Below are 25,079 nucleotides of genomic sequence, written 5' to 3'. Positions count from 1 at the left end.
CCAAGGGCGCCCTTAGTGGGCGCCTGCTTATGCTTTATTAACGACCAAGCGTTAAAAGATCACTCGTCGCTTTTTTCGCCTTTTTTGCCTACTCGCACCGCAAGGACATCGCATTGGGCACCGTGTAAGACGCCGGTAGACGTAGAGCCAAGCAGTAGGGCAAAGCCGTGACGGCCGTGGGAACCTACCACGATCAAGTCAACATTATGCTCTTCTGCAAACCGGTGTATCTCAGTGTCTGGCATGCCTACCAAAACGTGCTGGTCGGTTTGTGCAATATGGGGGGCTGCAATCTCAGCAAGGCGCTTCTTAGCGTGGTCGTCTAGCTGATCTTGGATGCTGGTAAGGTCCATAGGGATATCGCCGCCGTAGGCAAACCCTAATGGTTCAAGTGTATGCATAATAGATAGCTTGGCGCCGTTATTACGTTCGGCGATGGCAACCGCACGCTCTAAGATCTTGTGCGAGTCCTTCGTTAAGTCAACGGCTACCAGAATGTGGTGATAGCTCATGGCTTTTCTCCCTAGTGATAATTAACAAAGAAGAAGCTTTGTTATATGCCCTTTACTTTAGGCTTTACGCGCCACCTTAACAACGATCTATATCATGGTTTTTTCAAGTAGCTAACGCAGTTTGTCCGCAATAGGGTGAGAGACAGAATGGAATGGTTAATCATTGTGTTGATATTGATGTTTGTTATTACGCCAGTGATGTGGCTTAAGCCAAGCCCCCAGCAGAAGCGGCAGATGGCCCTGCGTGAGAGTGCTCGGAAACAAGGGGTAGCCATTAAAATGGATAAGCCCCCGCTGCACCATTTTAGGGGCGCTATGCCCGCGTACCGCTGGTACTATCCGCAGGATGCGCCAGGGCCAACTTTTGTTCTGCTAAGAGAGGGAAGCGCCAGTGCTGCACTTGAGCTTTATCATGCTGGGTGGCGGTGGCGTATCGCGCCGTTACGAGAGCTGCCTGATAACGCTACCGATCCTTTCAAGGCTCTTCTGGAACGTTTGCCTCAAGATGCGTTAGTGATCGAATCCACCCCCCACTCGCTCACCTTGTGGTGGTGGGAGTCCCAAAACGCCGAGCGCTTTACGACTTACCTGGATGATTTTAATCAGCTAAGAAGCGCGCTCGGCGGGTTATCAGATAGACCTGTTAGCAAACCCTTAGGCGCTCAAAACGCAGGGCGCCACATTTTTTAGCTAGGTTTTAACCACGCCTTAGCTAGATTTAACGAGGTTTTAACGGAGCTTTAACTGCGCGGTTAACCCTTCAGGCGCTGGGGCTGTCTTGGTCCCGCGCTTGCATGGCTAGCCCGTTAGCCTCGATTACGCCAAGCCACTTATCCAGTTTGTCGAGCTCATCTTCACTAAGCCCTGCCATCATCTGTTTGCGTGCCTCGAGCACCACGCTGTCTATTTGCTCTAGCAGAGGCATGGCCGCAGGTGTCAGGTAAATGCGTTTGCTGCGGCGATCATTATCGCAGGCTCGGCGCTCGACTAAGCCTTGCTCCTCCAGTTGGCCAAGCGTGCGCACTAGTGAAGGGGCTTCGACCCCAATAGCGCGGGCAAGATCGCACTGAGGATTGCCTTCCCCCAGTTTCCAAAGGTGGTAGAGCGTCACCCAGCGGGTTTGTGTTAACCCCAGAGGGGCCAGTCTACGGTCAATGATAGAGCGCCACAGATGTGGCAAGCGTGCAATTCGAAAACCAATTGATGAAGCCATAGATCTAGCTACCAGTAAGTGTGAGTAAACGAATTGTCATTAGCTGTACCGATGAATGCAAGGCGTTCTAGCATTCAGTTACTGCTTGACGGCTCAGTATCGCTGTTTCTACCAGGAAGAAATCGGCGTAAATTGAGTCCGCTTAGCCCGCTGGAGCTAATGGTGCTGTCGGCAATTGAAGCCTCGATTGGATCGTCTGACACCGTAAAGCGGATTAGTCCTAACCGCTGACCACCATCTGTCATGATGTCGACCCGCCAATCCCCCGAGGGAGCTGCGGGAAAGTTTCGTTTGTAGCTCCACGCCCGGTAGCCTTGCTCTCGTCCACCATGAATTGATAACGCTACGGTATCCACCAGTGTTCCGTTGTGGTGCCACGCATGATAAATCGTTTCGCTTAAACCGCGGGGAGCCCGTATAGCGGTATAGATGTATAGGCCATTAGCTTGTAAGGCCAGTGGGGTGAGCGAAATAGCACCCTGAGGTTCCCGTTGTTGAACGTTGAAAGCAGGTGAAAGTGCGCTGCTGGTCATCCATAAGCTTGCCGGTGGAACCCAAATACGGCCCAGCCAAGCCGCATATGCCAGTATTATCGCTAATCCAAAAAATAGGCACCAACGCTTTAACGAGCGCTTTTTCAGTAAATTCCAAAAGCTAGGCAACGCAACTAGCACGGTTAATACGAGTGCTAGCTGTAGGCTTTGACGCGTGGTGAGATGCAGCATGATTGGTAAGATCACCAGCATGACTAAAAAAACACACTGGGCATGGAAAAAAAAGTAGAGACTACGCCAGCGTCCAGCTAGCTTGTAGTAGAGCGGGTCGATAATTGATAGCGCCGCCATGCCCACTACCAAAGCGGCAAATAGCGTTTGGCCGCTATTCCAAACGGTAGTGATCAAAATAAACGGCAGGGTAAAGAAAAGCGTTTCTTGGTGGATCATCTGGGCGATAAACGTAGCGACACCCCTTGGCAGTGCGGGGTGACCTCGGCTCTCAAGCCAACGACTAATCAGGCCTTCAGATATTAGCAGTAACCAAGCGAAGAGCAGCCCAAGCGCTAACACCGCGCCGAGCCACTGTTGGCGGTCAACCAGGAAAAAACTGCCCAGGCCAGCAGCAAACGCCATCGGCGGCCACATCCAGCTCCACGGTTTAAGGCGCTCGACTAAGCGTTCAATGCGCTTTTGCAGTGATGAAATACGCGAAGGGGTAAGTAGGTCGCTCATGGAAAATAACCCACAATAAAACAACATCATCGTTGGGTTTGAAGCGAAAGTCGATGCATGGCAGTCCATCTCTGTTTAAAAGAGCAGTGTGCTACTGAACGGAGCTTCTTGGGTTTAGTCATAGCCACTAGAGCGTATTAGCCAAAAGTAAGGGGTTGACGTTCTTCAGCAACTCAACCAAGCTTACGCAATCAAACGACCGTATGAAATGCGTGGCGGGTGCAATATAAAGTGCCAGCCCGAACTTGTGGAGAGAGCGCGGATGATCTATCAAGGCAATGCCATCACGGTGGAGCGTCGTGATACCCAAGGTGGCAATGACATCGCAATGCTCACTTTTGATTTGAAAGGTGAGTCCGTCAATAAACTTTCCAGCGCTGTAGTCGCTGAATTGGGTGATGCTGTCAAAGTGCTGCAAGCCGAAAGCGGTTTGCAGGGCTTGGTTATCAGCAGTGGCAAAGAAGCGTTTATCGTCGGTGCCGATATTACTGAGTTTCACTCTCTCTTCGACAAGGGGGAAGAATACTTGGTTGAGATGAATCTCAAGGTACACGATATCTTCAATGCTATTGAAGATCTGTCTTTCCCCACAGTAACGGCTATTAATGGCTTAGCATTAGGCGGTGGCTGTGAAGTGTTGCTGACCACTGATTTTCGTGTGATGAGCGAAAAAGCTAAAATTGGCTTACCTGAAACCAAGCTGGGTATTTTGCCAGGTTGGGGTGGTTGTGTCCGTTTGCCGCGCCTGATTGGTGCTGATAATGCCATTGAGTGGATTGCTGGAGGCACTGAAAACCGTGCTAACGCAGCACTTAAAGTAGGCGCAGTTGATGCTGTTGTAAGCCACGAGCTTCTTGAAGAAGCCGCGCTGGACATGCTTGACCGCGCCAATGCCGGTGAGCTTGATTACCAGGCACGTCGTGAAGAGAAGAAAGCGCCGCTAAACCTCAATGCGATTGAGCAAATGATGGCGTTTGAAACCGCCAAAGGGTTTGTGGCGGGTAAGGCTGGCCCACACTACCCGGCGCCGGTAGAGTCAATCAAGGTGATCCAAAAAGGCGCAGGGGAAACCCGTGCTCGCGCTCAAGCCATTGAGGCAAAAGCATTTGCCAAGTTGGCGCTGAGTAGCGTTGCCTTTAACTTGGTTGGTTTATTCCTCAATGACCAAGTAGTGAAGAAAAAAGGTAGTAAATACGAGAAGCAGTCACAGCCGGTTAAGCAAACCGCTGTACTGGGCGCGGGAATTATGGGTGGTGGTATCGCCTATCAAAGTGCAAGTAAAGGCACGCCCATCGTAATGAAAGATATTAACGATGATGCCATTGAGCTTGGCCTGAAAGAGGCACGCAAGCTCTTCTCTAAGCAGGTCGAGCGTAAAAAGCTGACCACTGAGCAGATGGCCGAAAAACTGACCAATATTCGTCCTACGCTCTCTTACGGTGATTTCGGCAACGTTGATTTAGTCGTCGAAGCGGTGGTGGAAAATCCCAAGGTTAAAGATGCTGTACTTACTGAAGTAGAAGGAATGGTTAGCGAAAACACCATCCTTACCTCTAACACTTCGACAATCTCTATTAACCGTTTGGCACAAAACCTCAAGCGCCCTGAAAACTTCTGCGGTATGCACTTTTTTAACCCGGTACACCGTATGCCGTTGGTGGAAGTTATTCGTGGCGAGAAGACCTCAGATGCTGCAGTGGCTGCGACAGTCGCCTACGCACGCGCTATGGGCAAAACCCCTATCGTAGTAAATGATTGCCCAGGTTTCTTAGTCAACCGTGTACTGTTCCCTTATTTTGGCGGCTTTAGCTTCTTGGTAGAGCAGGGCGCTGATTTTCAGCGTGTTGACAAGGTAATGGAGAAATTTGGCTGGCCTATGGGCCCTGCCTACTTGCTGGACGTAGTGGGTCTAGATACTGCTGTGCATGCGAATGAAGTGATGGCAGAAGGCTTCCCAGATCGTATGGCGCGGGACGGTAAGACTGCTATTCAGGTGATGTACGATAACAAACGCCTGGGCCAGAAGAACGATAAAGGCTTCTATGCCTATGAAGAAGACAAGAAGGGTAAGCCCAAGAAAGTTACCGACGAGCAAGCCTATGCGCTGGTTAAAGAGGTAGTTAAAGAGCAGAAAGAGTTTTCTGACGAAGACATTATTGCTCGCATGATGGTACCGCTTTGCCTGGAAACCGTTCGTTGCCTTGAAGATGGTATCGTTGAGACTCCCGCTGAGGCAGATATGGCGCTGATCTACGGTATTGGTTTCCCTCCCTTCCGCGGTGGTGCACTGCGCTACATTGACGCAATGGGTGTTGCCGAATTTGTGAAACTGGCCGAAAACCTGGCGGATGAGTTAGGCCCGCTTTATGCGCCCACTGAGAAACTGCGTCAGATGGCTCAAAATAACGAGCAGTTTTATTCTGGCTCTCAGGCTTAACCACCACGCATAGGAGATATAAGATGAGTTTGAACCCAAGAGATATCGTGGTGGTTGACGGTGTACGTACCGCCATGGCAAAAGCTAAAAACGGTGCATTCCGCAATGTGCGCGCTGAAAACTTATCTGCTGCGGTGATGCAGGCGCTGTTTGATCGTAATGCTAACCTGGATCCATCCGAAGTAGATGATGTGATCTGGGGATGTGTTAACCAAACCCTTGAGCAGTCAATGAACATCGCCCGTAACGCGGCGATTATGACCGGCATTCCCCGCTCGGTACCTGCGCAAACAGTTAACCGTTTGTGTGGTTCCTCAATGACCGCGTTGCATATTGCTGCGGCCAACATTAAAGCAGGCATGGGTGACTTTTACGTGATCGGTGGGGTCGAGCACATGGAGCATGTACCCATGGCTCACGGCGTTGATGTTAACCCTGCTGCCAGTAAGTACGCCGCCAAAGCGGCGATGATGATGGGGCTTACTGCTGAGCTACTGGGTAAAATGCATGGCATTTCCCGTGAAGACCAGGATAAGTTTGGGGTGCGTTCTCATCAGCGTGCTCAGGCAGCCATGGAGAAAGGCTACTTCGATAACGAAATTATCGGTGTGGAAGGTCACGATCAGCGCGGCTTTAAAATTCTGTTTAAGAACGATGAAGTGATTCGCCCCGAGGCGAGTCTTGAGTCTATGGCAAACCTTAAACCAGTATTTGACCCACGCAACGGCACCGTTACTGCTGGTACCTCGTCCGCACTGTCGGTAGGCGCTTCGGCAATGGCCGTAATGAGCTACGAGCGTGCCCAGGCGCTGGGGCTTGAGCCAATTGCTAAAGTGCTCTCAACGGGTGTTGCGGGCTGTGACGCTTCTATCATGGGTTACGGTCCGGTACCTGCGTCTAAAAAAGCACTGAAAGCTGCTGGCTTATCTGCCGCAGATATCCAAACCGTTGAGCTTAACGAAGCGTTCGCGGCTCAAGGTCTACCGGTGTTAAAAGACCTTGGCTTCCTGGATGCCATGGATGAAAAAGTAAACCTTAATGGTGGTGCTATTGCACTCGGCCACCCGCTGGGTTGTTCGGGGTCGCGCATTTGTACAACGCTACTTAACGTTATGCAGCAGCGCGATACTACTCTTGGCCTTGCCACTATGTGTATCGGTATGGGACAAGGGGTTGCGACGGTGTTTGAGCGGCTTAGATAAACACAGCGCTTACCAACAAAACGGCACCCACGGTGCCGTTTTTTTATCGACTCATTTCAGATAATGCCTGCTTCCAGGCTGGCAGCCATCGATAGTCCTAGCTCTTCACACTGGTCAAGAAACTCGGTTTGAAAATCACCCTTGCAGATAAGTGGGGCTTGTACCAACCTCCAGCGTAATCCCGTAGTGATGCTCTCAATCGCGCGTTGGGTGCCCGTACCATCGTGGCCTGCTCGTACATAAAAAGTGAATGGAAGTCCCTCATTTTTATCCAGACACGGGTAGTAGCATCGGTCGAAGAGGTCCTTCGTCAAACCTGCCATGTATCCCAAATTTTCAGTCGTGCCCACAATGATGGCGTCGGCGGAATTAATGTCTTCTGGGTGTGTTTCAAGTGGGGCAAGAGAGAACACTTCCACATTTTCTATTTCGGGGTGAGAAGCGCCATTAATAATAGCCTGGAGCATTTTTTGGGTGTTGGCGGAAGGCGCGTGGGCAATGATTAATAGACGTTTCATAGTAAAGCCTGCTGAGTTGCGTCGCTTGGCGGAAGTGCCACACTAGTAGGAGCATCCTAAATGAGAGTCTATATGCCTGATAATGCGTCTATCTATGTCTTTTACGATGCGGTTTGCCCTATCTGCCGAAATGACCGTGCCCGATTTGAGCGCTGGGCTGGCAAGCGTGCTGGCGATGTACAGTGGTGTGATGCCACTGAGCATCAGCAGGTACTGCGTGAAAAAGGAGTAGCGCTAGAAGCAGCGCTGCGTTCGCTGCATATTGAAAAGGAGGATGGCCATATTATCGAAGGGATAGAGGCCTACCAGCTGCTGATGATGCGTATTCCTGTATTGCGCCCTGTTGCTTGGTTAATTGGTCTACCTGGCATAAAAAGGGCGCTGCGCTGGTATTATGATCGATGGGTGCAGCGGCGCCTCAAGCGAGAAGGGCGCTGGTCTGATTAAGCTTAGTATTTAACAGGGAATTTAATGATGCAGCGACAGGCCAAAGGGGTGCAGGTTATTGGGGCGTGTCTTTTAGTTGGATGGTTATCAGGGTGTGCGGGACAGTCGACGCCACCTCAGCCGCCTACAGCTACGCCACAGGTTGCACCACAAACCGCGCAGGAGCAGTCTAGTACTGTTACAGGCACAGGCACTATTATAGGTACAGGTACGGTCTCCTCCACAGATTGGGTGCCGCCACTCTTTATTAGTCCCGAAGAAGAAGCCGCCTACTATGTGAGTCGGTTGGCGGACAAACGCTTCGTCTCTAGTTATGGCGGGCACGATAATCCCAGGGTTTGGTACATTGCCGCTGAGCGACTGGGGGAAATTGGTTTACCTGCCGTTCATTTACTACTTGCACGGCTTAATACTCAAGATGAGTATGAGCTGATGCTAACGCTTTATGCTCTTCAGTTAGCTACGCAAGACCCCCTGTTAATGGCTAGAACTCGTGGTGAATATATTCAGCTTACCGCTCCACTAAACCCTGCGATGAACGCACAAAATTTGCGCATTGCCAAGCAGTGGCGGCAACAGCACGCCGCTTTACTGGATTCACTCTAGTACCTTAACTACCTTCAATAAGGCTAGCTAGGTATATGACATTCGCAGATTAGGAGAGCAAAAATGGCTTTTGCACTATCCTCAATGCAGGTCACAAGTAGTGCGTTTGGAAATCACCAGCCAATTCCTGGAAAATATACAGGTGAGGGTGACGATGTTTCGCCTCCGCTTGCTTGGCAGAGCGGGCCAGATGGTACGCAAGGGTATGCCGTGATTTGCCACGACCCTGACGCACCATTGGTAAAAGAGGGCAGCTATGGATTTGTCCATTGGGTGCTTTACAACTTACCAGGGGATTTAGCTGAACTAACTGAAAAAACGGCGCTGGGTACAACGGGTGCCAATGACTTTGGCAAGCAAGGCTATGTTGGGCCGATGCCGCCAGAAGGGCATGGCCCACATTTATATTATTTTTGGGTACTGGCGCTGGATCATCAAACCAACCTGCCTGAAGGTTTAACGCTCGCAGAGTTATTAAAAGAGGTCGAGCCCCACCTGCTAGGTATGAACCGCTTAGTGGGAACTTATCAACGCGCCTGATGATATCTTAGGCTGGACATTTCGTTTTAGCCGTGTAGGCTCCTTCGCTTTCTTTGCCCTGTTGCGTTGGAGCTTTACATGAGTGATTTACCTAACTGTCCTGCCTGTGCCTCAGAATTTACCTACGATGATGGCCTGCAATATGTTTGCCCTGAGTGTGGTAACGAATGGTCGAAGGAAGTAGAGGAGGGTGCAGCACAGGAGAGCTCTGGGATTCGCGACGCCAATGGCAATATGCTTGCTGATGGCGATACGGTTACTGTGATTAAAGATTTAAAAGTCAAAGGGAGCTCGCTGGTCGTAAAAGTGGGTACTAAGGTAAAAAACATTCGTTTAGTCGAGGGTGATCACGATATCGACTGTAAAGTTGACGGCATAGGCCCTATGAAATTGAAATCGGAGTTTGTCAAAAAAGCCTAAAGCTAAAATAGCTAACCTGAGCGCTGCGAGCCTGAAAGTAGATAGCTGGAAAATAGTTACCAAAAAAATAGCCCCTTGACTTCAATGGGCTATTTTTTCGTGCTTCGCTTCTGGCTACCACATGAGAGCCCTGTCCTGCACGTCTTTAAAAACGCTGAGTTATCCTGCTGTGCGACTTGCATCTGCTGCTCGTCGACACTCTCAGACGAATCTTGCCCGTGTAAACCGATGGGTGAAGGTTGCGCATAAGTAATAGTTTTTTTAAATGATAATGATTGTTGTTTTTGATGCTATCGGAGCCGAACGTGCTGTTATTTTGCATAAATTGATAACGATTTTGCTCTAGGGCTTCACATCAAATTTATACAGGACTAAAATGGTACCCAATTAACGGCGAAGCCCAAAATGACGGCAAACGGGAGTTCCCATGCTCAAGCTTTCTCGGCTGACAGACTATGCAGCAGTGGTAATGGCGCAAATTGCCCGCCATCCCAGTGCATCGCATACGGCGGCTGATTTGGCTGGGGCGGTGCAGTTACCCCATCCAACAGTTAGCAAAACGCTCAAAATGTTGGTTAAAGCTGGTTTATTGGATTCCCAGCGCGGTGCACAAGGGGGGTATCGATTAGCGCGCCCGGCATCGCATATTACGGCAGCTGATATTATCTCAGCGATTGAGGGGCCGGTCGCGATGACTGAGTGTAGTCAAGCAGAAGGCGAGTGCGAGCTAGCGGCGACCTGTGGGGTTGCAGATAACTGGCAGCGTGTCTCGCTTGCCATTCGAACCCTACTTGAAAGCGTAACGCTTGCGCATTTGGCGGACACCACGCCCATTAAGCTGCCCGTCCAGCTGCCTATTCAAACTATTAATCTATCGGCTGCCTCTGCTTAAGCAGCGCAGCGATCTATCTAAATTGACGGCGAGCTAGCCTCGCCATCCAACTGCCCGGAGGGTATCACCATGGCAAGCGAAGAAATGGAACAGTTGGTGCGTCGCGATTACAAAGAAGGCTTTGTAACAGATATTGAGAGCGACACCCTGCCACCTGGCCTGGATGAAAACACCATCGCCTTTATCTCAAATAAGAAGGGCGAACCGGAGTGGATGCTTGAGTGGCGTTTGGATGCGTATCGTCAGTGGCTTAAGATGGAGTCACCTTCCTGGGCGCACCTAGATTACCCACCTATTGATTACCAGTCGATTTCCTATTTTAGCGCCCCTAAACGTCCTGAAGATCGCCCTCAAAGCCTAGACGAAGTCGACCCCAAACTGCTTGAAACTTACGAGAAACTGGGGATCCCGCTACATGAGCGTGCTGCCCTTGCGGGGGTTGCAGTAGATGCGGTGTTCGATTCGGTTTCGGTGACGACTACGTTCAAAAAAGAGCTGGCTGAAGCAGGCGTAATTTTCTGCTCTATCTCAGAAGCGATTCGTGACTATCCTGAGCTGATCAAGCAGTACCTGGGTACGGTTGTCCCGGTAGCGGATAACTACTTTGCTGCGTTGAATTCTGCCGTATTCACCGATGGTTCGTTTGTGTTCGTGCCTGAAGGCGTAAAATGCCCGATGGAGCTATCTACCTACTTCCGTATTAATGCTGCCAATACTGGCCAGTTCGAACGCACCTTGATTATCTGCGAGAGCCGCGCCCAGGTTTCTTATCTGGAAGGCTGTACCGCGCCGATGCGCGATGAAAACCAGCTGCACGCGGCGGTGGTAGAATTAGTGGCTCTCGATGATGCCTACATTAAGTACTCCACTGTTCAGAACTGGTACCCCGGTGATGAAGAGGGTAAAGGCGGCATCTATAACTTTGTGACCAAACGTGGCGACTGCCGCGGCGCGCGCTCACGTATCAGTTGGACCCAGGTAGAAACTGGCTCGGCGATCACCTGGAAGTACCCCTCTTGCATACTGCGGGGCAAAGATAGCATTGGCGAGTTTTACTCAGTCGCGGTAACTAATGGCCGCCAGCAGGCGGATACCGGCACCAAAATGATCCACATTGGTGAAGGCACCCGTTCTTACATTGTTTCCAAAGGCATTTCGGCAGGTAAAAGTAACCAGTCCTATCGAGGTCTGGTCAAAATTGGTCCCCGTGCCAAGGGGGCACGTAACTTTACCCAGTGTGATTCGTTGCTGATTGGCGATAAGTGTGGCGCGCACACCTTCCCTTATCAGGAAATTGGGAACAGCACTGCTACCATCGAGCATGAGGCGACCACCTCTAAAATCGGCGAAGATCAGCTGTTTTACTGCCAGAGCCGCGGCATCTCTGAAGAAGACGCAGTCAGCATGATTGTTAACGGTTTCTGTAAAGATGTATTCCAGGAGCTGCCAATGGAATTCGCCGTTGAGGCCGAAGCGCTACTCAATGTAACGCTGGAAGGTGCTGTAGGCTAACCGCATCTGGTTCGTTGCTAATTGTTTTAAGAGCGTCGCATTGGCGACCCGAAAGAATTTAAAAGGCTTTTACTATGTTGCAAGTTAACGATTTACACGTCACCGTCGAAGGCAAAGAAATTCTGAAAGGCCTTACGCTCACCATTAATGCGGGTGAAGTACACGCTATTATGGGGCCTAACGGCGCAGGTAAATCTACGCTATCGGCAGTGATTGCCGGCAAAGATGGCTACGAAGTTACCCAAGGTACGGTTACCTTTGAAGGCCAGGATGTATTGGAAATGGAAATTGAAGAGCGCGCCCAGGCAGGGCTGTTGCTCGGCTTCCAATATCCGGTAGAAATTCCTGGGGTTAAAAATATTTACCTGCTCAAATCTGCGCTTAATGCTCAACGCGTAGCACGCGGTGAAGGCGAGATGCCGGCCCCTGAGTTTATGAAGCTGGTGAAAGAGAAGCTTGGCTTTATGAAGATGGATGCCAGCTTCTTGCAGCGCGCCGTTAATGAAGGTTTCTCCGGCGGCGAAAAAAAGCGTAATGAAATCCTGCAAATGCTAGTGCTGCAGCCAAAACTAGCGATGCTGGACGAAATCGACTCGGGTCTTGATATCGATGCCATGAAAGTCGTCGCCGACGGTGTTAATAGCCTACGCGCCGACGAGCGCGCTATTTTGCTGGTTACCCATTATCAGCGCCTGCTCGACTACATAGTGCCCGACAAAGTGCATGTCCTGGTTGATGGTCGTATTGTTAAAACCGGCGACGCTGAACTTGCCAAAGAGCTTGAGGCCAATGGTTATGAAGGCATTGAGGAGTTTGTGGCATGAGCAATACGCAAACGTTTTTGGACACGCTAAACGCGCGTAGCCAACAGCGCGGCGCAGAGCCCACATGGATTGCGGCGCGTCGCCAAGCGGGTGCTGCACGCTTTGAAGCCATGGGGTTTCCTACTCGCCGTGATGAGGAGTGGAAGTACACCGATGTCCGTGCGATTGCTCAGGGAAACTTTGCTCTTGCCGACAATGCTGATTTTTCCCAGGCTCAAGCGGCAGCCCTTACGTTGCCGCTGGATGCTTACCGGCTAACCTTTGTTGATGGTGTGTTCTCGACGGCATTGTCGGATGTTGATGCACTGCCGAGTAGTGTTCAGGTGTTGCCGCTTTCCAGGGCGCTTAGTGAGAACCATGAAGCTGTTGGAGGCCCGCTGGGGCGTTTAACAGGCGTTGAGTTTTCTCCATTTTCAGCGCTTAACACTGCGTTTATGGAAGAAGGCGTTGTTGTTCGTATTGCGCCGGGCACCGTCGTTGAAAAGCCCATTCTGCTGCAGTTTCTATCCCGTTCAGGCTCACCAGTGATGTGTCATCCGCGCATTTTGGTAGAGGCGGCAGGGCGTAGTGAGGCAACGCTGATCGAGCACTACACCGGTGAAGCTGATGCGGCTAATTTCACTAACGTTGTCGCTGAGTTGATGCTGGATCGCGGGGCGATTTTGCACCACTACAAGCTCCAAGAAGCACCTTTAGGTGATATGCATGTTGCAAGCATTCACGTGGAGCAGAGCCGCGATAGCCGCTATAGCTCTTACAACTTGAACTTGGGTGGCGCACTGGTGCGCAACGATCTTATCAGCGACCTAAATGGCCAGGGAGCGGAAACCAATTTCTACGGCCTGTTCTTTGGCCAGGGCCGCCAGCACGTGGATAACCACACCAAGGTTAACCATAACGCCCCACTGACGTTCTCTAACGAAAACTATAAAGGCATCCTGGACGATCGCGCCCATGGTGTGTTTAACGGCAAAGTGTACGTTAAGCGTGATAGCCAAAAAATTGAAGGCTTCCAAAGCAATCAGAATCTACTGCTTTCAGACCGTGCGCATATTGACGCTAAGCCTGAGCTTGAGATCTATGCCGACGACGTAAAGTGCTCTCACGGCACTACTACCGGCCAACTGGATGAAGAGGCGATCTACGCACTGCGTACGCGTGGTATTGATGAAGCGACAGCCCGTGGCTTGCTAACCTTAGCATTTGCTGGGGAAGTGCTTGAGAAAGTGGCACTGGATGTGATTGCCGAGCGGGTTGAATTAGCTGTGGCAGGTAAGCTTCCAGAGCGCTTCAATTTGGCCGGGTTAGTGGAAGCCGCCGTTTCGCTCAACGACTAATTAAGGAGCTATCGATGTCCCATTCCGTAATTGAGAAGCCGTTAGCTCGTGCAAATGCCCCCTTTGATGTGGTCGCGTTGCGTGAAGAATTCCCGGTGCTAAGTCGAGAAGTACATGGCAAACCGTTGGTTTATTTAGACAATGCAGCGACTAGCCAGACTCCTCGGCAAGTCATCGAGGTCTTTGGCGATTATTACTCACGCTACAACGCCAATATACATCGTGGCCTGCATACCTTAGCGGATGAAGCCACGGCAGCGTTTGAAGGTGCGCGCCACCGGGTGAAGGCATTTCTCAATGCGGAAGATGCGCGTCAGGTTATTTTTACCCGGGGCACGACTGAAGCTATTAATCTGGTAGCGCAAAGCTGGGGGCGTAGCCAATTAGCGGCAGGTGATGAAGTGCTGATTTCAATGTTGGAGCACCACTCCAACATTGTGCCCTGGCAGCTTTTGGCAGCTGAGCGTGGGTTTACAATTAAGGTGATCCCTGTCGATTCTCAGGGAGCGCTGGATATGACAGCGTACCGCGCCCTGCTAAGTGAGCGTACTAAGCTTGTGGCGGTTAATCACGTCTCTAATGCGTTGGGTACCATTAATCCGGTAAAAGAGATGGCTACCCTGGCACATCAGTACGGAGCGCTGATTTTGATTGATGGCGCCCAGGCTGCACCTCACCTAAAGGTAGACGTGCAAGCAATTGATGCTGATTTCTATGCGTTTTCTGGGCACAAAGTGTATGGGCCTACCGGTGTTGGTGTGTTGTACGGTAAAAAGTCTTTACTAGATGCAATGCCACCATGGCAGGGTGGCGGAGAGATGATCAAAACCGTCTCTTTTGATTTAGGTACGACTTACGCAGAGATCCCGCATAAATTTGAAGCGGGTACACCCGCCATCGCGGAAGTAATTGCTTTAGGGCGCGCCATTGAGTGGATGGAATCGGTTGGTGTTGGCGCGATAGGTGCTTGGGAGGGGGTGTTGCTGGACCATGCTACCCAGGCCGTTAGCCAAATAGAAGGCTTGCGTATTTTGGGTACAGCCCCCCATAAAGCGGGCGTGCTCTCCTTTGTAGTCGAGGGGGCTCACTCTCAAGATATTGGTCTGCTAATTGATCAATTGGGAGTCGCTATTCGTACCGGCCATCATTGTGCCCAGCCGCTTTTACACCATTTTGGTGTGGATGCTACCTGCCGTGCATCGTTTGCTGCGTATAATACCCTCGAAGAAGTGGATAGCTTTATTGAAGCACTCCAGCGTGTCATCGGTATGGTGCGTTAAGGGCAGTTATTTAAGGACGGTTATGGATATCGAGCAAGTCGCCAGCCTCGAACGAGGTCAGAAGCTGCCGCTCCAGCGCGATGTTGAAGCTATTGCTATTCCGTTTGGTAAAACGGATATACTAGCGGAAGACAGTATAGTGAGTGTCATGCAAGCCAAAGGCAGCTCGGTGAGTGTTGGCTTTGAGGGTCGCCTCTATCTTATAGAGGGGCGGAACTTAGATGCCCTGGGGCTAGAACCCTTGCCGCGCCCTACGCTGCCTGAAAGTGCCAGCGAAGAGGAGATTGAGCAATTTGTATGGGAGCAGCTTCGTACCTGTTTCGATCCTGAAATACCGGTCAATATTGTCGATCTTGGCTTAGTGTATGGCTGTCGCATAGAGCGATTGATTAGCGGTGAGCGAATGGTCACCATCCGCATGACACTTACCGCCCCAGGATGTGGCATGGGGGATGTCATTGCCGCTGATGCACGCAACAAAATTTTGGGCGCGCCACAAATCAGCAAGGTGCATACTGAGATTGTCTTCAGTCCTCCCTGGAGTCGTGACATGATGAGCGATGAGGCCAAGCTTGAGCTCGGCATGTTCTAACCCCGGCTAGGGAGTAGGATGCATAGCACGTTGTTAGTTTTTCTAAAGCGTTTATTGATGTCGCTAGCCGCATTTTTGCTGCTGGCGACATTACTATTTATGATTGGTAATATTTGGGTGCTGGCCAGTACGGCGCGCTATATTGACAGTCGTGTGGAGGAGTGTCGTCCAAGCAATATAGCGATTGTGTTTGGCACTTCCCACTGGACGCGTAGTGGACTACGCAACCCCCACTTTCACGCCCGTATGCGTACGTCTGCGCGTTTGATCGAAGAGCAGCGGGTAAGCCATCTTCTGCTCTCTGGTGATAATCGTACTCAGGCCTATAATGAACCCCGCGCCATGTGGCGTGAACTTTCTCGTCGTGGTGTTCTGCCTCACCAAATGACAATGGACTTTGCTGGCTTTAGTACCTATGACACTCTGGCTCGCTCCCGTGATGTATTTCAACTCAATGAAGCGCTCTTGGTTACCCAAAGTTGGCACTTGCCACGGGCAGTGTTTATTGCCCGAGAGTTGGGTATGGAAGTAACAGGGTGTGTCGCTGAGGATGAGCGTACTGCAGGGGAGTGGCGATTAATCGTGCGCGAATGGGTGGCACGAGTGGCCACCCTGGGAGATCTATACGTTTGGGGTCGAGAACCCTATTTCCTAGGTCCGGCAGAGCCCATAGAACTGCAGCATGAAGATAATAGCCGCACAGAAGACAGTGATCGTGCCGACATTGTTGCTGAAACTGTCGCTGAGACTGTTGCTGAGATTATACACCGTTACTACCAGCAGCCTCTTAGAGGCCATTAGCCTTGTTAACGGCGGGTCTTGCGCTTCTGCAAGCTATACAGCTCACGAATTAACTTCCGGCAACCTTGCATGCACTCTTCCACAACCGGTTCGATTGGGTCGGGAAGCGGATGTGTGAACAGTGTGGAAAGCGCCTGCATCAGTACGCGTTCTTGCTCCAGCAGCTCATTGATTAATACTTGGCTATCGTTGCCGACAAAGCTTTTTAGGCGGCTCCACAGCCACAAAAAATCATCGCGCTCTACGTCTGCATCTCTGGGCAGCATTTTTAAATGCGCTCGTGCAAGTTCTTGCAGCGTACGCATCTGTTTTAGCCGCGCAGTATAGTGCGGTTTTAATGCGTCGCGCAGCGAGGGGCGCAGGCGTTCGATATTATCCTGGAAATAATCAATACTATCAGCCAGCGCTTCCAGCACGCTGTCCATCGCCACTTGGCGATTGTCGAGAAACATGAGCGTCTACCTCCTTCGGTGACGCAGATTGTGGGGGTGGCAGCACTGATTTGCCACCCCTAAGGACGATTATTTTTGCATTTTACCCTTAGCCTTTAGGCTTGGGCGGTGCTTTACGTGCGGGGGTGGCATTTTTTTCGATATGTTCAATGATCATACCTGCAATATCTTTACCTGTGGCGCTTTCAATACCTTGCAAGCCGGGCGAGGAGTTAACCTCCATAATCACAGGGCCGTGGTTGGAGCGTAACAGATCAACACCGGCAACTCTTAAGCCCATTGCCTTTGCTGCTCGAATGGCAGTTGAGCGCTCCTCCGGGGTAATGCGAATCACGCTAGCGGTGCCACCCCGGTGGAGGTTGGAGCGAAACTCCCCCTCCGCTGCCTGACGCTTCATGGAAGCGACTACCTTATCGCCAATCACAAAGCAGCGAATGTCGGCGCCACGGGCTTCTTTAATATACTCCTGCACCATAATGTTAGCCTTCATACCCATAAAGGCTTGAACCACCGATTCGGCAGCTTGGTTGGTTTCGGCTAATACTACACCGATTCCTTGGGTGCCTTCTAACAGCTTGATAACCAGCGGGGCGCCTTTCACCATAGTGATTAAGTCGGGAATATCATCAGGCGAGTGCGCAAACCCTGTAATTGGTAAGCCTAGCCCTTTGCGGGAGAGTAGCTGCAAGGAGCGCAGTTTATCCCGAGAGCGGGTAATGGCGACCGAGTCATTGATAACATAGGTGCCCATCATTTCAAACTGACGCAGCACAGCGCAGCCATAAAAAGTCACTGAAGCGCCGATACGGGGGATAACCGCATCAAATGGCTCAATTTCAGCGCCTTTATAGTGAATGGATGGATGATGCGAGGTAATGCTCATATAGCAGCGCAGCGTATCAACAACGCGCGCAGTATGCCCCCGCTGCTCGGCAGCCTCGATAAGGCGGCGAGTTGAGTATAGGTTGCGGTTACGCGAAAGCAGGGCAATATGCATGCAGGGCTCCGGGGCAAGAGGGTAGGCTATTCATCATTAGTTTAGGGCTCGCCGTGCAAAAATGCAGCGCCGGGGGCTACTAGTAAGCGACGCATGGCGCGTCTACCTAGCAGCATGGCGTGGCGCATGTTGCTACGGTCGGTTAGCGTTAGCTCAACCGGAAAGTTTAATTCGCCCAGTTGCATTGGCGTGCGGATAACATAGCGCCATTCACTGTGGCCATTAGAGCTTGTTACCCGGCGCCTATCATGTAGGTGAAGGCTATAGCGGTGAGCTGGGGTATCTGGGCCACCGCTGTGAGTAATAAAGCTTACCCATAACTGACCTTGGGCATCTTCGTGAGTTTCGATCTCTTCGGCATGTAGCGCAGAGGTGCGCGCGCCGGTATCGGCTTTGCAGCAGAGGTGAAGCCCTAGCTCAGGTAACGTCACCATTTCTCGGCGGCCGATGACTGCTTTGGCCTGATAGGGTAATTCCTTCACGACTCACTCCTTGCTAGTAATTCTAAAAAAGTTACGCATGCGTTAAGCACGGGGCAGCATGCCAGTTAAGCGCTGCTGAATAGCTGACCCCGCCGGGGCATCACGAAGAGCCATCATTACGGGTAAGCGTAGGCGAGGTATCAAGGCGATATCGCGTACGACCGCTGCAAAGTTGCTGCGCTCATCTTCTGCTAGGCGCCGCAAAAAGAGAGGCAAACGTTCGGCATCTTCTAAAAATGGCCAGCCACGCCCTGCAATTGCCGCCAATAGATCAGGTCCACAGGCCTCTCTGTCTCTGAGTAGGCTGGTGTACCAATCGCCAGCTTTAGTGCTTGAGGTGCTGCCAACGGCACGAACGCAGGCGCATACTGTTTCCAGATCGCCGTCACTCGCCGCCTGCTCGCCGCGCTCATAAAGTGCATTCACCAGCGTCTCGATAAATGGCCGATGTTCCAAGCAATAGCATAGCGAATGAATAACGCTAGCGGGTAAATGAGGGATTCTCTGTGCCAGGGCATTGGCCATGGTGTCGTCGAGGCGCACGCTGAAATCTGCAATGCCTTGGAAGCCCAGTGCTTGCCAGTCAATCTTTTGCTGACCGGTCAGATAGGCTTCTACAGGCTCTAGGTGCTGACTGGCTGGTAAACCCAGCGAGAGCGTGGCTTGAGCGTTTAGCATGGCCTGAAAATTTGTATTAGGCGTGAAGGCGAGGGGATTATCCTTCATTAAATGATCTACGTCTGCCGTTTCTTGATGCTCTGTCTCATCAGCGCCCATATTGGCAACGTTGCGGCCTAAAGTGTCTAGCAATCGGTTAATAAAGCCATCGCGTGGGGCTGGCGAAAGCATGCCTTGTTCATCTAGCGGTAGTGCCAAGAACCAGATAGCTGGCTCCGGCATGTCACCTAACCGGAATACGATTCCAAGTCGCGCCTGGTGTTGCCAGGGTTCAGGCCAGGCATGTTCGCCGCTTTCAAAAGTTCGCAGCGTTTCACGAGGGCAGGGGGCAACACGCCTCCCCATGTGATATAGAGAAACATCTGCACCGCTGCGTGTAAAAAACTCATCAAGGGACTGAATTGGTTGCATAACACCCTTCCGTATTTCAAGCCTGCACTCTACCTTGCTGGTGTAGCAGTGTCAGCCGTAATAGCTGATAAATCACAGCTTTATTCATCGTTTGGTTAAAAAATGATCAACTTCGCTCAGGCCACATGGGAGTAGAGGCTGCGGCACCTTTCCATAGTTTATCCACAGCCTCTTGCAGGTTTTCTGTGAATCTGTGAATAACCTTTTTTCATCACAGTCTGAGTGGCAAGTTGTTCACTGAGTTGGGATAATATGCACATATCCATGACGACTTTTAAGGTGCCTATGAGCGTCCATCAACAGCTACAAACCGCACTTCTTGAACTTGAAGCCGCCATGAAGGCCGCTAATCTATGGCGCACGCCTACGCCTGATGCAGAGGCATTTGCCAGCCAGGAGCCTTTTTGTATCGATACGATGACGCTGCCTCAGTGGATACGCTACGTATTTATCGTTCGTTTAAATGCATTAATTGAAGCCAATGCTGCCATGCCAACTAAATGTGAGATAGCGCCTGCAGTGGCTGCGTATTTAATGCAGGAGAAAGTGCGTGTCAGTGATCAGGTGCTGGTCGTGCGAGCCGTGGAGAGGGTTGATCAACTCGTCACGGATAATTGATTTGAACGTTGGTAATTGGCCTTAAGTGTACGGCCTGCTCAAAGCAAAACGCCCAGCTCACGAAAACGTGGTCTGGGCATTTTTTTACAGCTGTTACATGGCAACTAAGTGACTGCAAGCGCGCTAAATGGCGCCTTTAAAAACGGTAGCTGATCCCTGCCATTACAACAACAGGGTCAATTTCTACAGTGCCAGCAGCTTGGCCATTAATTTTCGCATCTGTATCAATATCGATATACCAAGCAGCAGCGTTAAGCGCCCAATTATCATCAATGAGTAAGTCGACGCCTAGCTGGCCAGCGATGCCCCAGGAGTTGTCTAAGTCTAAGTCGCCAATTGCTAGGCTCTCGTTAGAGAAGCGCGTGTAGTTAATACCTACACCAGCATAAGGCTGTACTCGTGAGTCAGTGCCACCCATTGGATAGTACTGCAGGGTAAGGGTGGGAGGTAAGTGCTTGGTGGAGGCTAGGTTGTCGCCATTTAGCTCGATATCGTGTTTGAACGGTAGAGCCGCCAGTAGCTCGATGCCGACTTTATCGTGAAAGCGGTATCCCAAGGTAAAGGCGAAGTCGGTTTTGTTCTGGACATCGACCGAGAAGGCTCCATCCGCCAATGAACCGTTATTACTTTTCGGGGATACCTGCGCTACACCCACGCGGGTGAAAAAGTCACCGGCGCCATAAGCGAAGGCTTGGCTGCTGGTAGCAAGCGTAGCTGCTGCGAGGCCAGCGGCAAGTAGGGTAGGTACAGTACGATGGCGCATAGCGTTGCTCCTGGCGATTTAAGTCATTTAATTAAAAGGTCAAATCATGATGGGGAGTTTATCGAGTCGTAGAAGAGCAGTTATTGACCTAGGGCAAAGAGCGCTAAGAAGTACTGTAAATAAGGATGGCTAATATATGTTTTTAACCGACTATTGTTAGCAAAGAGCTTGGATGCAACGTAGACAGTTTTTCCAACTGCGAACTGAACTGGGCGAGGCTGCTCGGAGGGGCTAAAGCAAGTGATGATGCCGCAGAAACGAATAAGACCTTCCCGAACAGTCGGGAAGGTCTCATGGCCAACGATTGTTTGACTATGTCGAGTGCGTCAACCGCACGCGTTTACCGATCGATATGCTTATATTCACCCGCGTCAGCAGCCATATTGCTCACCAAATATTGCGCTAGGTAGGCCCAATAGCAACCCAACCAGTCACGTCACTCATATCAGAGGCGCCAGTGCTGGCCGCCTCCCGGCAATATGAGGTCACTGCCTTGGCGAAATTGATACGTCAACAAAGCTGGCGAGCCTATTCGGCCGTTGCCAGTAGGCTGGCGTTACCACCCGCCGCAGTCGTATCGATGCACAGATGGCGTTCCACCACGTAGCGGTCTGGCGAAATAGTCTGGGTCTCGAGCGGTATAATGGCTCCGTCGCGCTTAGCCAGCGCAATTCGCAGCTCACGCGTCCAGTCGCTGGCACCAGCCGCGGCTACCGCCGCAATGCCTTTGATCTCGCTGAGCGTCGAGGCGGAGACACTTCCATCAAGCCCGGCCACTGGTACGCTGGCATCAATCAATGGTTGAACTGCTTGAACCGCGCCTGGCGCGATGACAACCGCTGCACAGCCGGTGCCGAGGGCCTGAGCAGCCTGGGCAATAGCGATATCCAGGGTTGGTCCTAGGCACAAAATCACTCCCTTGGGATACATCGCCAAACGGTTGCTTTCCCCCGTCGGCCCCGGCAATGTCTGGGACGTCATATCCAAGGCTGCTGTTTCGGCAAGCGCCTTGCGGATCACGCCGCCTTTGCCGGAGAGCGCTTTGCGCAGCACCTCGATCCGATTAGGGCGTACCGCCCAGTTACGCGAATCCAAGCCGTCGAAGGCCGACTCCAGCTCTTGGAGTGTCACTGCATTTCCCTGCGGCGCGTCGCTGTGCTCAGCGGTGGCAGTTCGGCGGAAGCGAGTGGTATAGAGTGGTCCGCCAGCTTTGGGCCCGGTGCCAGAGAGGCCTTCGCCGCCGAACGGCTGAGAGCCGACAATGGCACCGATCTGGTTGCGGTTGACGTAGACGTTGCCAACATGAATGCGCTCAACGATCTGCTGCACGCGGTCATCAATGCGGGTATGCAGGCCGAAGGTCAGCCCGTAGCCCTTACCATTGATATCGTCGACGACCTTGTCGATATCTCGCGCCTTGAAGGTGGCCACGTGTAGAACAGGGCCGAAGATTTCACGTTCGAGATCTTCAATTCCCCCAACCTCGATCACCGCCGGGGTAACGAAGGTGCCGGTGGTTGGCGCGGAGAGCTTCTTCAGCACCTTGCCCGCTTTCTCGTGGGTGGCTACGTAGTCGCTAATCTCGGCCTGGGCATCGGCGTCGATTACGGGTGATACGTCGGTGTCGGTGTTCCAGGGGTCGCCAATGGTGAGCGCGTCCATGGCGCCATAGAGCATGTTGAGCAGCCGGTCGCGAGCCTCTTCCTGGACATACAGCATGCGTAGCGCCGAACAGCGCTGGCCAGCCGACTGGAAAGAGGAGATCAGAATATCGCGCACCGCCTGTTCGGTCAGCGCCGTGGAGTCCACAATCATGGAGTTAAGACCACCAGTCTCGGCGATCAGCACCGCGTCGGGACCCGCATTCTCCGCCAGGGCTTTGTGGATGATCTGTGCGACCGGGGTCGAGCCAGTGAAGCAGACACCCGCGATACGCGGATCGCTAGTCAGCGGGCCACCCACCGTTGGACCATCGCCAGGCAGCAACTGTAGTGCTGCTTCCGGCAGGCCCGCTTCACGCATTAGCTCTACCGCACGGGCGGCGATCAGCGGTGTTTGCTCAGCGGGCTTGGCAAGTACCGCATTGCCAGCTACCAAGGCTGCCGCAATTTGGCCGGTAGTAATCGCCAGCGGGAAGTTCCACGGGCTGATACAAACGAAGATGCCGCGGGCGCTGCCGGGCTCTTCTGCTTCCAGACGCTCGCCTTCGTTAGCGTAGTAGCGCAGGAAATCCACAGCCTCACGCACTTCAGCGATGCCGTCAAACATCATCTTGCCAGCTTCTCGCGTGGTGATCACGGTCAGCTCGGCGATGTGCTCCTCGTAGAGGTCGGCAGTACGACGCAATACCTCTGCACGCTCGGCCACGGGGCGCGCCGACCATTCGCGGAAACCTGCCTCGGCGGCGTCAAGGGCAGTGGCTACCTCCTCTGGGGTGGCCTCATGTACCTTGCCAATCACGCGCTTGCCGTCGGCGGGGGACAGGGCATCACGCGCCGGGCCTTGGGGGGCGGGGTTACCCACCAACATGGGGCCTGCTGTCCAGGTAGTATCTGCAAACGCTTCGCGGGCGTTGAGCAGCGGCAGGATAGAGGCCGGTTCGTTGATGCGGTAACCCTTGGAGTTCTTGCGGTCGGGTGCGAACAGTTCGCCGGGTTGGCGGATCAGTGGGCTTGATACGTCGTTGCCGAGCTGCTTGAATCCTTCAATCGGATCCTTTGAGACTTCACTGGGCGGAATAGAGCTATCCACCACCTGGTTGACGAACGAAGAATTTGCACCGTTCTCTAGCAGGCGGCGTACCAAGTAGGCCAGCAGGTCGCGGTGTGCACCAACCGGGGCGTAAATGCGGCAGTGCGTGCCTTCTGTCTCTTTAACGATGTGGTGCAGCGACTCGCCCATGCCATGCAGGCGCTGAAACTCGTAGCTGTCCTTGTCGCTGCCCGCCATCTCAACGATAGAGGCACAGGTATGGGCGTTGTGAGTGGCGAACTGCGGGTAGATGCGGTCGCGACGGTCGAGCAGCATCTGGGCGCAGGCCATGTAGCTGACGTCAGTATTAACCTTGCGCGTGAAGACCGGGAACGTCTTCACACCCATCTCTTGAGACAGCTTGATCTCGGTATCCCAGTAAGCGCCTTTCACCAGACGCACCATGATCTTGCGGTTAAAGCGCTCGGCCAGTTCGTAGAGTGCTTCAATCACTGGCGCGGCGCGGCGACCATAGGCCTGCACCACGACGCCAAAGCCGTCCCATCCATCCAAGCTGGGGTCGGACATCAGTGCCTCAATCACGTCGAGGGAGAGATCCAGACGGTCTTGCTCTTCGGCGTCGATATTGAAACCGATATTGGCCTTGGCTGCTTGCTGCACCAACTCTTTGGCGCGCGGCACCAGCTCTGCCATCACCGTTTCGCGGTGGGTGTACTCATAGCGCGGATGCAGCGCGGAGAGCTTCACCGAGATGCCGGGGCTGCCACGCACATCACCTCTGGCCTGCTCGGCAATTGCAGTGATCGCTTTGGCATAGGCCTGGTGATAGCGGACGGCGTCCTCATCGGTACGTGCTGCTTCGCCTAGCATATCGTAGGAATAGGTATAGCCCTGTTTCTCCAATTCGCGGGCATTCTTCATGCCTTCTTCGATGGTTTGACCTAGCACGAATTGGCGGCCAAGGATTTTCATCGACTGACCAACGGCTTTACGCACCACTGGCTCGCCCATGCGGCGTACCAGGCCGCGTAGCGCCCGCGTCGGACCTTTAGGGTCTTCTGCTAGTACCTTGCCGGTGAGTAGCAACGCCCAGGTCGAGGCGTTGACCATCGATGAGGAGGACTTGCCCAAGTGCGCGCCCCAGTCAGAGGGCTCAATCTTGTCGTGGATCAGGTCGTCGATGGTTTCTGCGTCGGGCACGCGCAGCAGCGCTTCTGCAAGACACATGAGGCCGACGCCCTCGGTGGTCGAGAGTCCGTACTCGGCCAGGAATGCCTCCATCATTGAGGGAGACCTTTCCTTGCGCACGCGCTCTACGTACTTGGCACCAATGGCAGCAACCTTTTTGCGGTCATCCTCCGAGAGCTTGATACGCTCGATAAGCCCGTGCAGCACATCTGCCTCATTGGCGTCGTAGTTGCTGCGAATACGTAAGCGTAGTTCACTCACGTCGCTATGCAGATGAGGATTGGCTTCGTTCATATTGAGTCTCTCCTTGCTAGTCGACACGTAGCGTTGGTGCGTCGATTTAGATGCCGTCTTTCCATGACCTTGAATAGCCACATTCTGGGGTGGCCTATGGTCATGGGCGATGAATATTGGAT

25 protein-coding genes are annotated in these 25,079 nt (G+C 52.4%); 15 read left to right on the top strand and 10 right to left on the bottom strand.

Annotated elements, in window-relative coordinates; all coding sequences use genetic code 11:
• Nucleotides 1–59: 59 nt before the first annotated feature.
• Nucleotides 60–512: a universal stress protein gene (locus CPA45_RS10650; RefSeq protein ID WP_078088068.1), complete on the bottom strand. Its 453-nt coding sequence runs from the start codon at nt 510–512 to the stop codon at nt 60–62.
• Nucleotides 513–659: 147 nt separating this feature from the next.
• Here CPA45_RS10650 and CPA45_RS10645 point away from each other — a divergent pair, with 147 nt between their 5' ends.
• Nucleotides 660–1,202 carry a preprotein translocase subunit YajC gene (locus tag CPA45_RS10645; RefSeq protein ID WP_096651522.1) on the top strand — a complete coding sequence of 181 codons (543 nt, stop codon included), beginning with the start codon at nt 660–662 and terminating at the stop codon, nt 1,200–1,202.
• 70 nt (nt 1,203–1,272) lie between these two features.
• Here the strand turns inward: CPA45_RS10645 and slyA are convergent, their stop codons facing one another.
• Together slyA and CPA45_RS10635 are read right to left on the bottom strand one after the other, a co-directional pair.
• The gene (slyA, locus tag CPA45_RS10640) at nt 1,273–1,725 is read right to left on the bottom strand and encodes a transcriptional regulator SlyA (RefSeq protein WP_096651521.1); all 453 of its coding nucleotides are present in this window, start codon (nt 1,723–1,725) and stop codon (nt 1,273–1,275) included.
• Between the two features lie 74 nt (nt 1,726–1,799).
• Entirely contained in the window at nt 1,800–2,954 is a 1,155-nt protein-coding gene (locus CPA45_RS10635; protein ID WP_096651520.1) for a DUF5924 family protein, read from the bottom strand.
• A gap of 262 nt (nt 2,955–3,216) precedes the next feature.
• Here CPA45_RS10635 and fadB point away from each other — a divergent pair, with 262 nt between their 5' ends.
• Nucleotides 3,217–5,391, top strand: a complete 2,175-nt coding sequence (fadB, locus tag CPA45_RS10630; protein ID WP_096651519.1) for a fatty acid oxidation complex subunit alpha FadB — start codon at nt 3,217–3,219, stop codon at nt 5,389–5,391.
• A 23-nt stretch (nt 5,392–5,414) separates the two neighbouring features.
• On the top strand, nt 5,415–6,593 hold the full coding sequence (gene fadA / locus CPA45_RS10625) for an acetyl-CoA C-acyltransferase FadA (RefSeq protein ID WP_096651518.1): 1,179 nt from the start codon (nt 5,415–5,417) through the stop codon (nt 6,591–6,593).
• Nucleotides 6,594–6,649: 56 nt separating this feature from the next.
• Here the strand turns inward: fadA and CPA45_RS10620 are convergent, their stop codons facing one another.
• Nucleotides 6,650–7,111 (bottom strand): flavodoxin family protein, encoded by a 462-nt coding sequence (locus CPA45_RS10620; RefSeq protein WP_096651517.1) that lies wholly within the window; start codon nt 7,109–7,111, stop codon nt 6,650–6,652.
• 72 nt (nt 7,112–7,183) lie between these two features.
• Here CPA45_RS10620 and CPA45_RS10615 point away from each other — a divergent pair, with 72 nt between their 5' ends.
• The 11 genes from CPA45_RS10615 to CPA45_RS10565 all read left to right on the top strand — a co-directional run bounded on the left by CPA45_RS10615 (nt 7,184) and on the right by CPA45_RS10565 (nt 16,362).
• A complete protein-coding gene (locus CPA45_RS10615; RefSeq protein ID WP_078088058.1) occupies nt 7,184–7,558 on the top strand; it encodes a thiol-disulfide oxidoreductase DCC family protein in 375 nt (124 codons plus the stop codon).
• A gap of 24 nt (nt 7,559–7,582) precedes the next feature.
• The gene (locus tag CPA45_RS10610) at nt 7,583–8,164 is read left to right on the top strand and encodes a hypothetical protein (protein WP_244287581.1); all 582 of its coding nucleotides are present in this window, start codon (nt 7,583–7,585) and stop codon (nt 8,162–8,164) included.
• A 63-nt stretch (nt 8,165–8,227) separates the two neighbouring features.
• Nucleotides 8,228–8,704, top strand: a complete 477-nt coding sequence (locus CPA45_RS10605; protein ID WP_096651515.1) for a YbhB/YbcL family Raf kinase inhibitor-like protein — start codon at nt 8,228–8,230, stop codon at nt 8,702–8,704.
• A 78-nt stretch (nt 8,705–8,782) separates the two neighbouring features.
• A complete protein-coding gene (locus tag CPA45_RS10600) occupies nt 8,783–9,124 on the top strand; it encodes a zinc ribbon domain-containing protein YjdM (RefSeq protein ID WP_096651514.1) in 342 nt (113 codons plus the stop codon).
• A gap of 427 nt (nt 9,125–9,551) precedes the next feature.
• Nucleotides 9,552–10,016 (top strand): SUF system Fe-S cluster assembly regulator, encoded by a 465-nt coding sequence (locus CPA45_RS10595; protein WP_096651513.1) that lies wholly within the window; start codon nt 9,552–9,554, stop codon nt 10,014–10,016.
• Nucleotides 10,017–10,085: 69 nt separating this feature from the next.
• Nucleotides 10,086–11,528 (top strand): Fe-S cluster assembly protein SufB, encoded by a 1,443-nt coding sequence (gene sufB / locus CPA45_RS10590; protein WP_096651512.1) that lies wholly within the window; start codon nt 10,086–10,088, stop codon nt 11,526–11,528.
• Between the two features lie 74 nt (nt 11,529–11,602).
• The gene (gene sufC / locus CPA45_RS10585; protein ID WP_078088052.1) at nt 11,603–12,352 is read left to right on the top strand and encodes a Fe-S cluster assembly ATPase SufC; all 750 of its coding nucleotides are present in this window, start codon (nt 11,603–11,605) and stop codon (nt 12,350–12,352) included.
• Nucleotides 12,349–13,689 carry a Fe-S cluster assembly protein SufD gene (gene sufD, locus CPA45_RS10580; protein ID WP_096651511.1) on the top strand — a complete coding sequence of 447 codons (1,341 nt, stop codon included), beginning with the start codon at nt 12,349–12,351 and terminating at the stop codon, nt 13,687–13,689. The genes sufC and sufD overlap by 4 nt, the downstream gene beginning before the upstream one ends.
• Before the next feature lie 14 nt (nt 13,690–13,703).
• Nucleotides 13,704–14,969, top strand: a complete 1,266-nt coding sequence (locus tag CPA45_RS10575) for an aminotransferase class V-fold PLP-dependent enzyme (protein WP_096651510.1) — start codon at nt 13,704–13,706, stop codon at nt 14,967–14,969.
• Nucleotides 14,970–14,991: 22 nt separating this feature from the next.
• On the top strand, nt 14,992–15,561 hold the full coding sequence (gene sufT, locus CPA45_RS10570; protein WP_096651509.1) for a putative Fe-S cluster assembly protein SufT: 570 nt from the start codon (nt 14,992–14,994) through the stop codon (nt 15,559–15,561).
• 18 nt (nt 15,562–15,579) lie between these two features.
• Nucleotides 15,580–16,362: a SanA/YdcF family protein gene (locus CPA45_RS10565; protein ID WP_096651508.1), complete on the top strand. Its 783-nt coding sequence runs from the start codon at nt 15,580–15,582 to the stop codon at nt 16,360–16,362.
• Nucleotides 16,363–16,367: 5 nt separating this feature from the next.
• Here CPA45_RS10565 and CPA45_RS10560 read toward each other — a convergent pair whose 3' ends face one another.
• The 4 genes from CPA45_RS10560 to CPA45_RS10545 form a co-directional block, all read right to left on the bottom strand.
• Nucleotides 16,368–16,814, bottom strand: coding sequence for a hypothetical protein (locus CPA45_RS10560; protein ID WP_096651507.1), 447 nt, complete (start codon nt 16,812–16,814; stop codon nt 16,368–16,370).
• Nucleotides 16,815–16,902: 88 nt separating this feature from the next.
• Nucleotides 16,903–17,811 (bottom strand): 30S ribosomal protein S6--L-glutamate ligase, encoded by a 909-nt coding sequence (rimK, locus tag CPA45_RS10555; protein ID WP_078088046.1) that lies wholly within the window; start codon nt 17,809–17,811, stop codon nt 16,903–16,905.
• 41 nt (nt 17,812–17,852) lie between these two features.
• A complete protein-coding gene (locus tag CPA45_RS10550) occupies nt 17,853–18,293 on the bottom strand; it encodes an ATP-dependent zinc protease family protein (RefSeq protein ID WP_078088045.1) in 441 nt (146 codons plus the stop codon).
• A gap of 42 nt (nt 18,294–18,335) precedes the next feature.
• On the bottom strand, nt 18,336–19,382 hold the full coding sequence (locus CPA45_RS10545; RefSeq protein WP_096651506.1) for a DUF3549 family protein: 1,047 nt from the start codon (nt 19,380–19,382) through the stop codon (nt 18,336–18,338).
• Nucleotides 19,383–19,667: 285 nt separating this feature from the next.
• On the opposite strand from CPA45_RS10545, the gene CPA45_RS10540 reads away from it, so the two are divergent.
• Entirely contained in the window at nt 19,668–20,000 is a 333-nt protein-coding gene (locus CPA45_RS10540) for a YqcC family protein (RefSeq protein WP_078088043.1), read from the top strand.
• A 136-nt stretch (nt 20,001–20,136) separates the two neighbouring features.
• Here CPA45_RS10540 and CPA45_RS10535 read toward each other — a convergent pair whose 3' ends face one another.
• Nucleotides 20,137–20,763: an OmpW/AlkL family protein gene (locus CPA45_RS10535; protein WP_096651505.1), complete on the bottom strand. Its 627-nt coding sequence runs from the start codon at nt 20,761–20,763 to the stop codon at nt 20,137–20,139.
• Nucleotides 20,764–21,291: 528 nt separating this feature from the next.
• Complete coding sequence (gene putA, locus CPA45_RS10530) at nt 21,292–24,957, bottom strand: bifunctional proline dehydrogenase/L-glutamate gamma-semialdehyde dehydrogenase PutA (protein WP_096651504.1); 3,666 nt, start codon at nt 24,955–24,957, stop codon at nt 21,292–21,294.
• Between the last annotated feature and the right edge of the window lie 122 nt (nt 24,958–25,079).

The organism is Vreelandella nigrificans, assembly GCF_002374315.1.
In the GTDB taxonomy this organism is placed as follows: Bacteria; Pseudomonadota; Gammaproteobacteria; order Pseudomonadales; family Halomonadaceae; genus Vreelandella; species Vreelandella nigrificans.
Note: the sequence above shows the minus strand (reverse complement) of the source record. Positions and strands in the feature narration are given on the sequence as shown.

Bases quoted from the DNA above. Each gene is read 5' to 3' on its own strand.
- sufC (WP_078088052.1), top strand. From the start codon at position 11,603: ATGTTGCAAGTTAACGATTTACACGTCACCGTCGAAGGCAAAGAAATT.
- CPA45_RS10620 (WP_096651517.1), bottom strand. From the start codon at position 7,111: ATGAAACGTCTATTAATCATTGCCCACGCGCCTTCCGCCAACACCCAA.
- CPA45_RS10615 (WP_078088058.1), top strand. From the start codon at position 7,184: ATGCCTGATAATGCGTCTATCTATGTCTTTTACGATGCGGTTTGCCCT.
- sufB (WP_096651512.1), top strand. From the start codon at position 10,086: ATGGCAAGCGAAGAAATGGAACAGTTGGTGCGTCGCGATTACAAAGAA.
- slyA (WP_096651521.1), bottom strand. From the start codon at position 1,725: ATGGCTTCATCAATTGGTTTTCGAATTGCACGCTTGCCACATCTGTGG.
- CPA45_RS10645 (WP_096651522.1), top strand. From the start codon at position 660: ATGGAATGGTTAATCATTGTGTTGATATTGATGTTTGTTATTACGCCA.
- CPA45_RS10600 (WP_096651514.1), top strand. From the start codon at position 8,783: ATGAGTGATTTACCTAACTGTCCTGCCTGTGCCTCAGAATTTACCTAC.
- putA (WP_096651504.1), bottom strand. From the start codon at position 24,957: ATGAACGAAGCCAATCCTCATCTGCATAGCGACGTGAGTGAACTACGC.
- CPA45_RS10610 (WP_244287581.1), top strand. From the start codon at position 7,583: ATGATGCAGCGACAGGCCAAAGGGGTGCAGGTTATTGGGGCGTGTCTT.
- CPA45_RS10545 (WP_096651506.1), bottom strand. From the start codon at position 19,382: ATGCAACCAATTCAGTCCCTTGATGAGTTTTTTACACGCAGCGGTGCA.
- fadA (WP_096651518.1), top strand. From the start codon at position 5,415: ATGAGTTTGAACCCAAGAGATATCGTGGTGGTTGACGGTGTACGTACC.
- CPA45_RS10560 (WP_096651507.1), bottom strand. From the start codon at position 16,814: ATGTTTCTCGACAATCGCCAAGTGGCGATGGACAGCGTGCTGGAAGCG.
- CPA45_RS10565 (WP_096651508.1), top strand. From the start codon at position 15,580: ATGCATAGCACGTTGTTAGTTTTTCTAAAGCGTTTATTGATGTCGCTA.
- rimK (WP_078088046.1), bottom strand. From the start codon at position 17,811: ATGCATATTGCCCTGCTTTCGCGTAACCGCAACCTATACTCAACTCGC.
- fadB (WP_096651519.1), top strand. From the start codon at position 3,217: ATGATCTATCAAGGCAATGCCATCACGGTGGAGCGTCGTGATACCCAA.
- CPA45_RS10635 (WP_096651520.1), bottom strand. From the start codon at position 2,954: ATGAGCGACCTACTTACCCCTTCGCGTATTTCATCACTGCAAAAGCGC.
- sufD (WP_096651511.1), top strand. From the start codon at position 12,349: ATGAGCAATACGCAAACGTTTTTGGACACGCTAAACGCGCGTAGCCAA.
- CPA45_RS10595 (WP_096651513.1), top strand. From the start codon at position 9,552: ATGCTCAAGCTTTCTCGGCTGACAGACTATGCAGCAGTGGTAATGGCG.
- CPA45_RS10575 (WP_096651510.1), top strand. From the start codon at position 13,704: ATGTCCCATTCCGTAATTGAGAAGCCGTTAGCTCGTGCAAATGCCCCC.
- CPA45_RS10535 (WP_096651505.1), bottom strand. From the start codon at position 20,763: ATGCGCCATCGTACTGTACCTACCCTACTTGCCGCTGGCCTCGCAGCA.
- CPA45_RS10650 (WP_078088068.1), bottom strand. From the start codon at position 512: ATGAGCTATCACCACATTCTGGTAGCCGTTGACTTAACGAAGGACTCG.
- sufT (WP_096651509.1), top strand. From the start codon at position 14,992: ATGGATATCGAGCAAGTCGCCAGCCTCGAACGAGGTCAGAAGCTGCCG.
- CPA45_RS10540 (WP_078088043.1), top strand. From the start codon at position 19,668: ATGAGCGTCCATCAACAGCTACAAACCGCACTTCTTGAACTTGAAGCC.
- CPA45_RS10605 (WP_096651515.1), top strand. From the start codon at position 8,228: ATGGCTTTTGCACTATCCTCAATGCAGGTCACAAGTAGTGCGTTTGGA.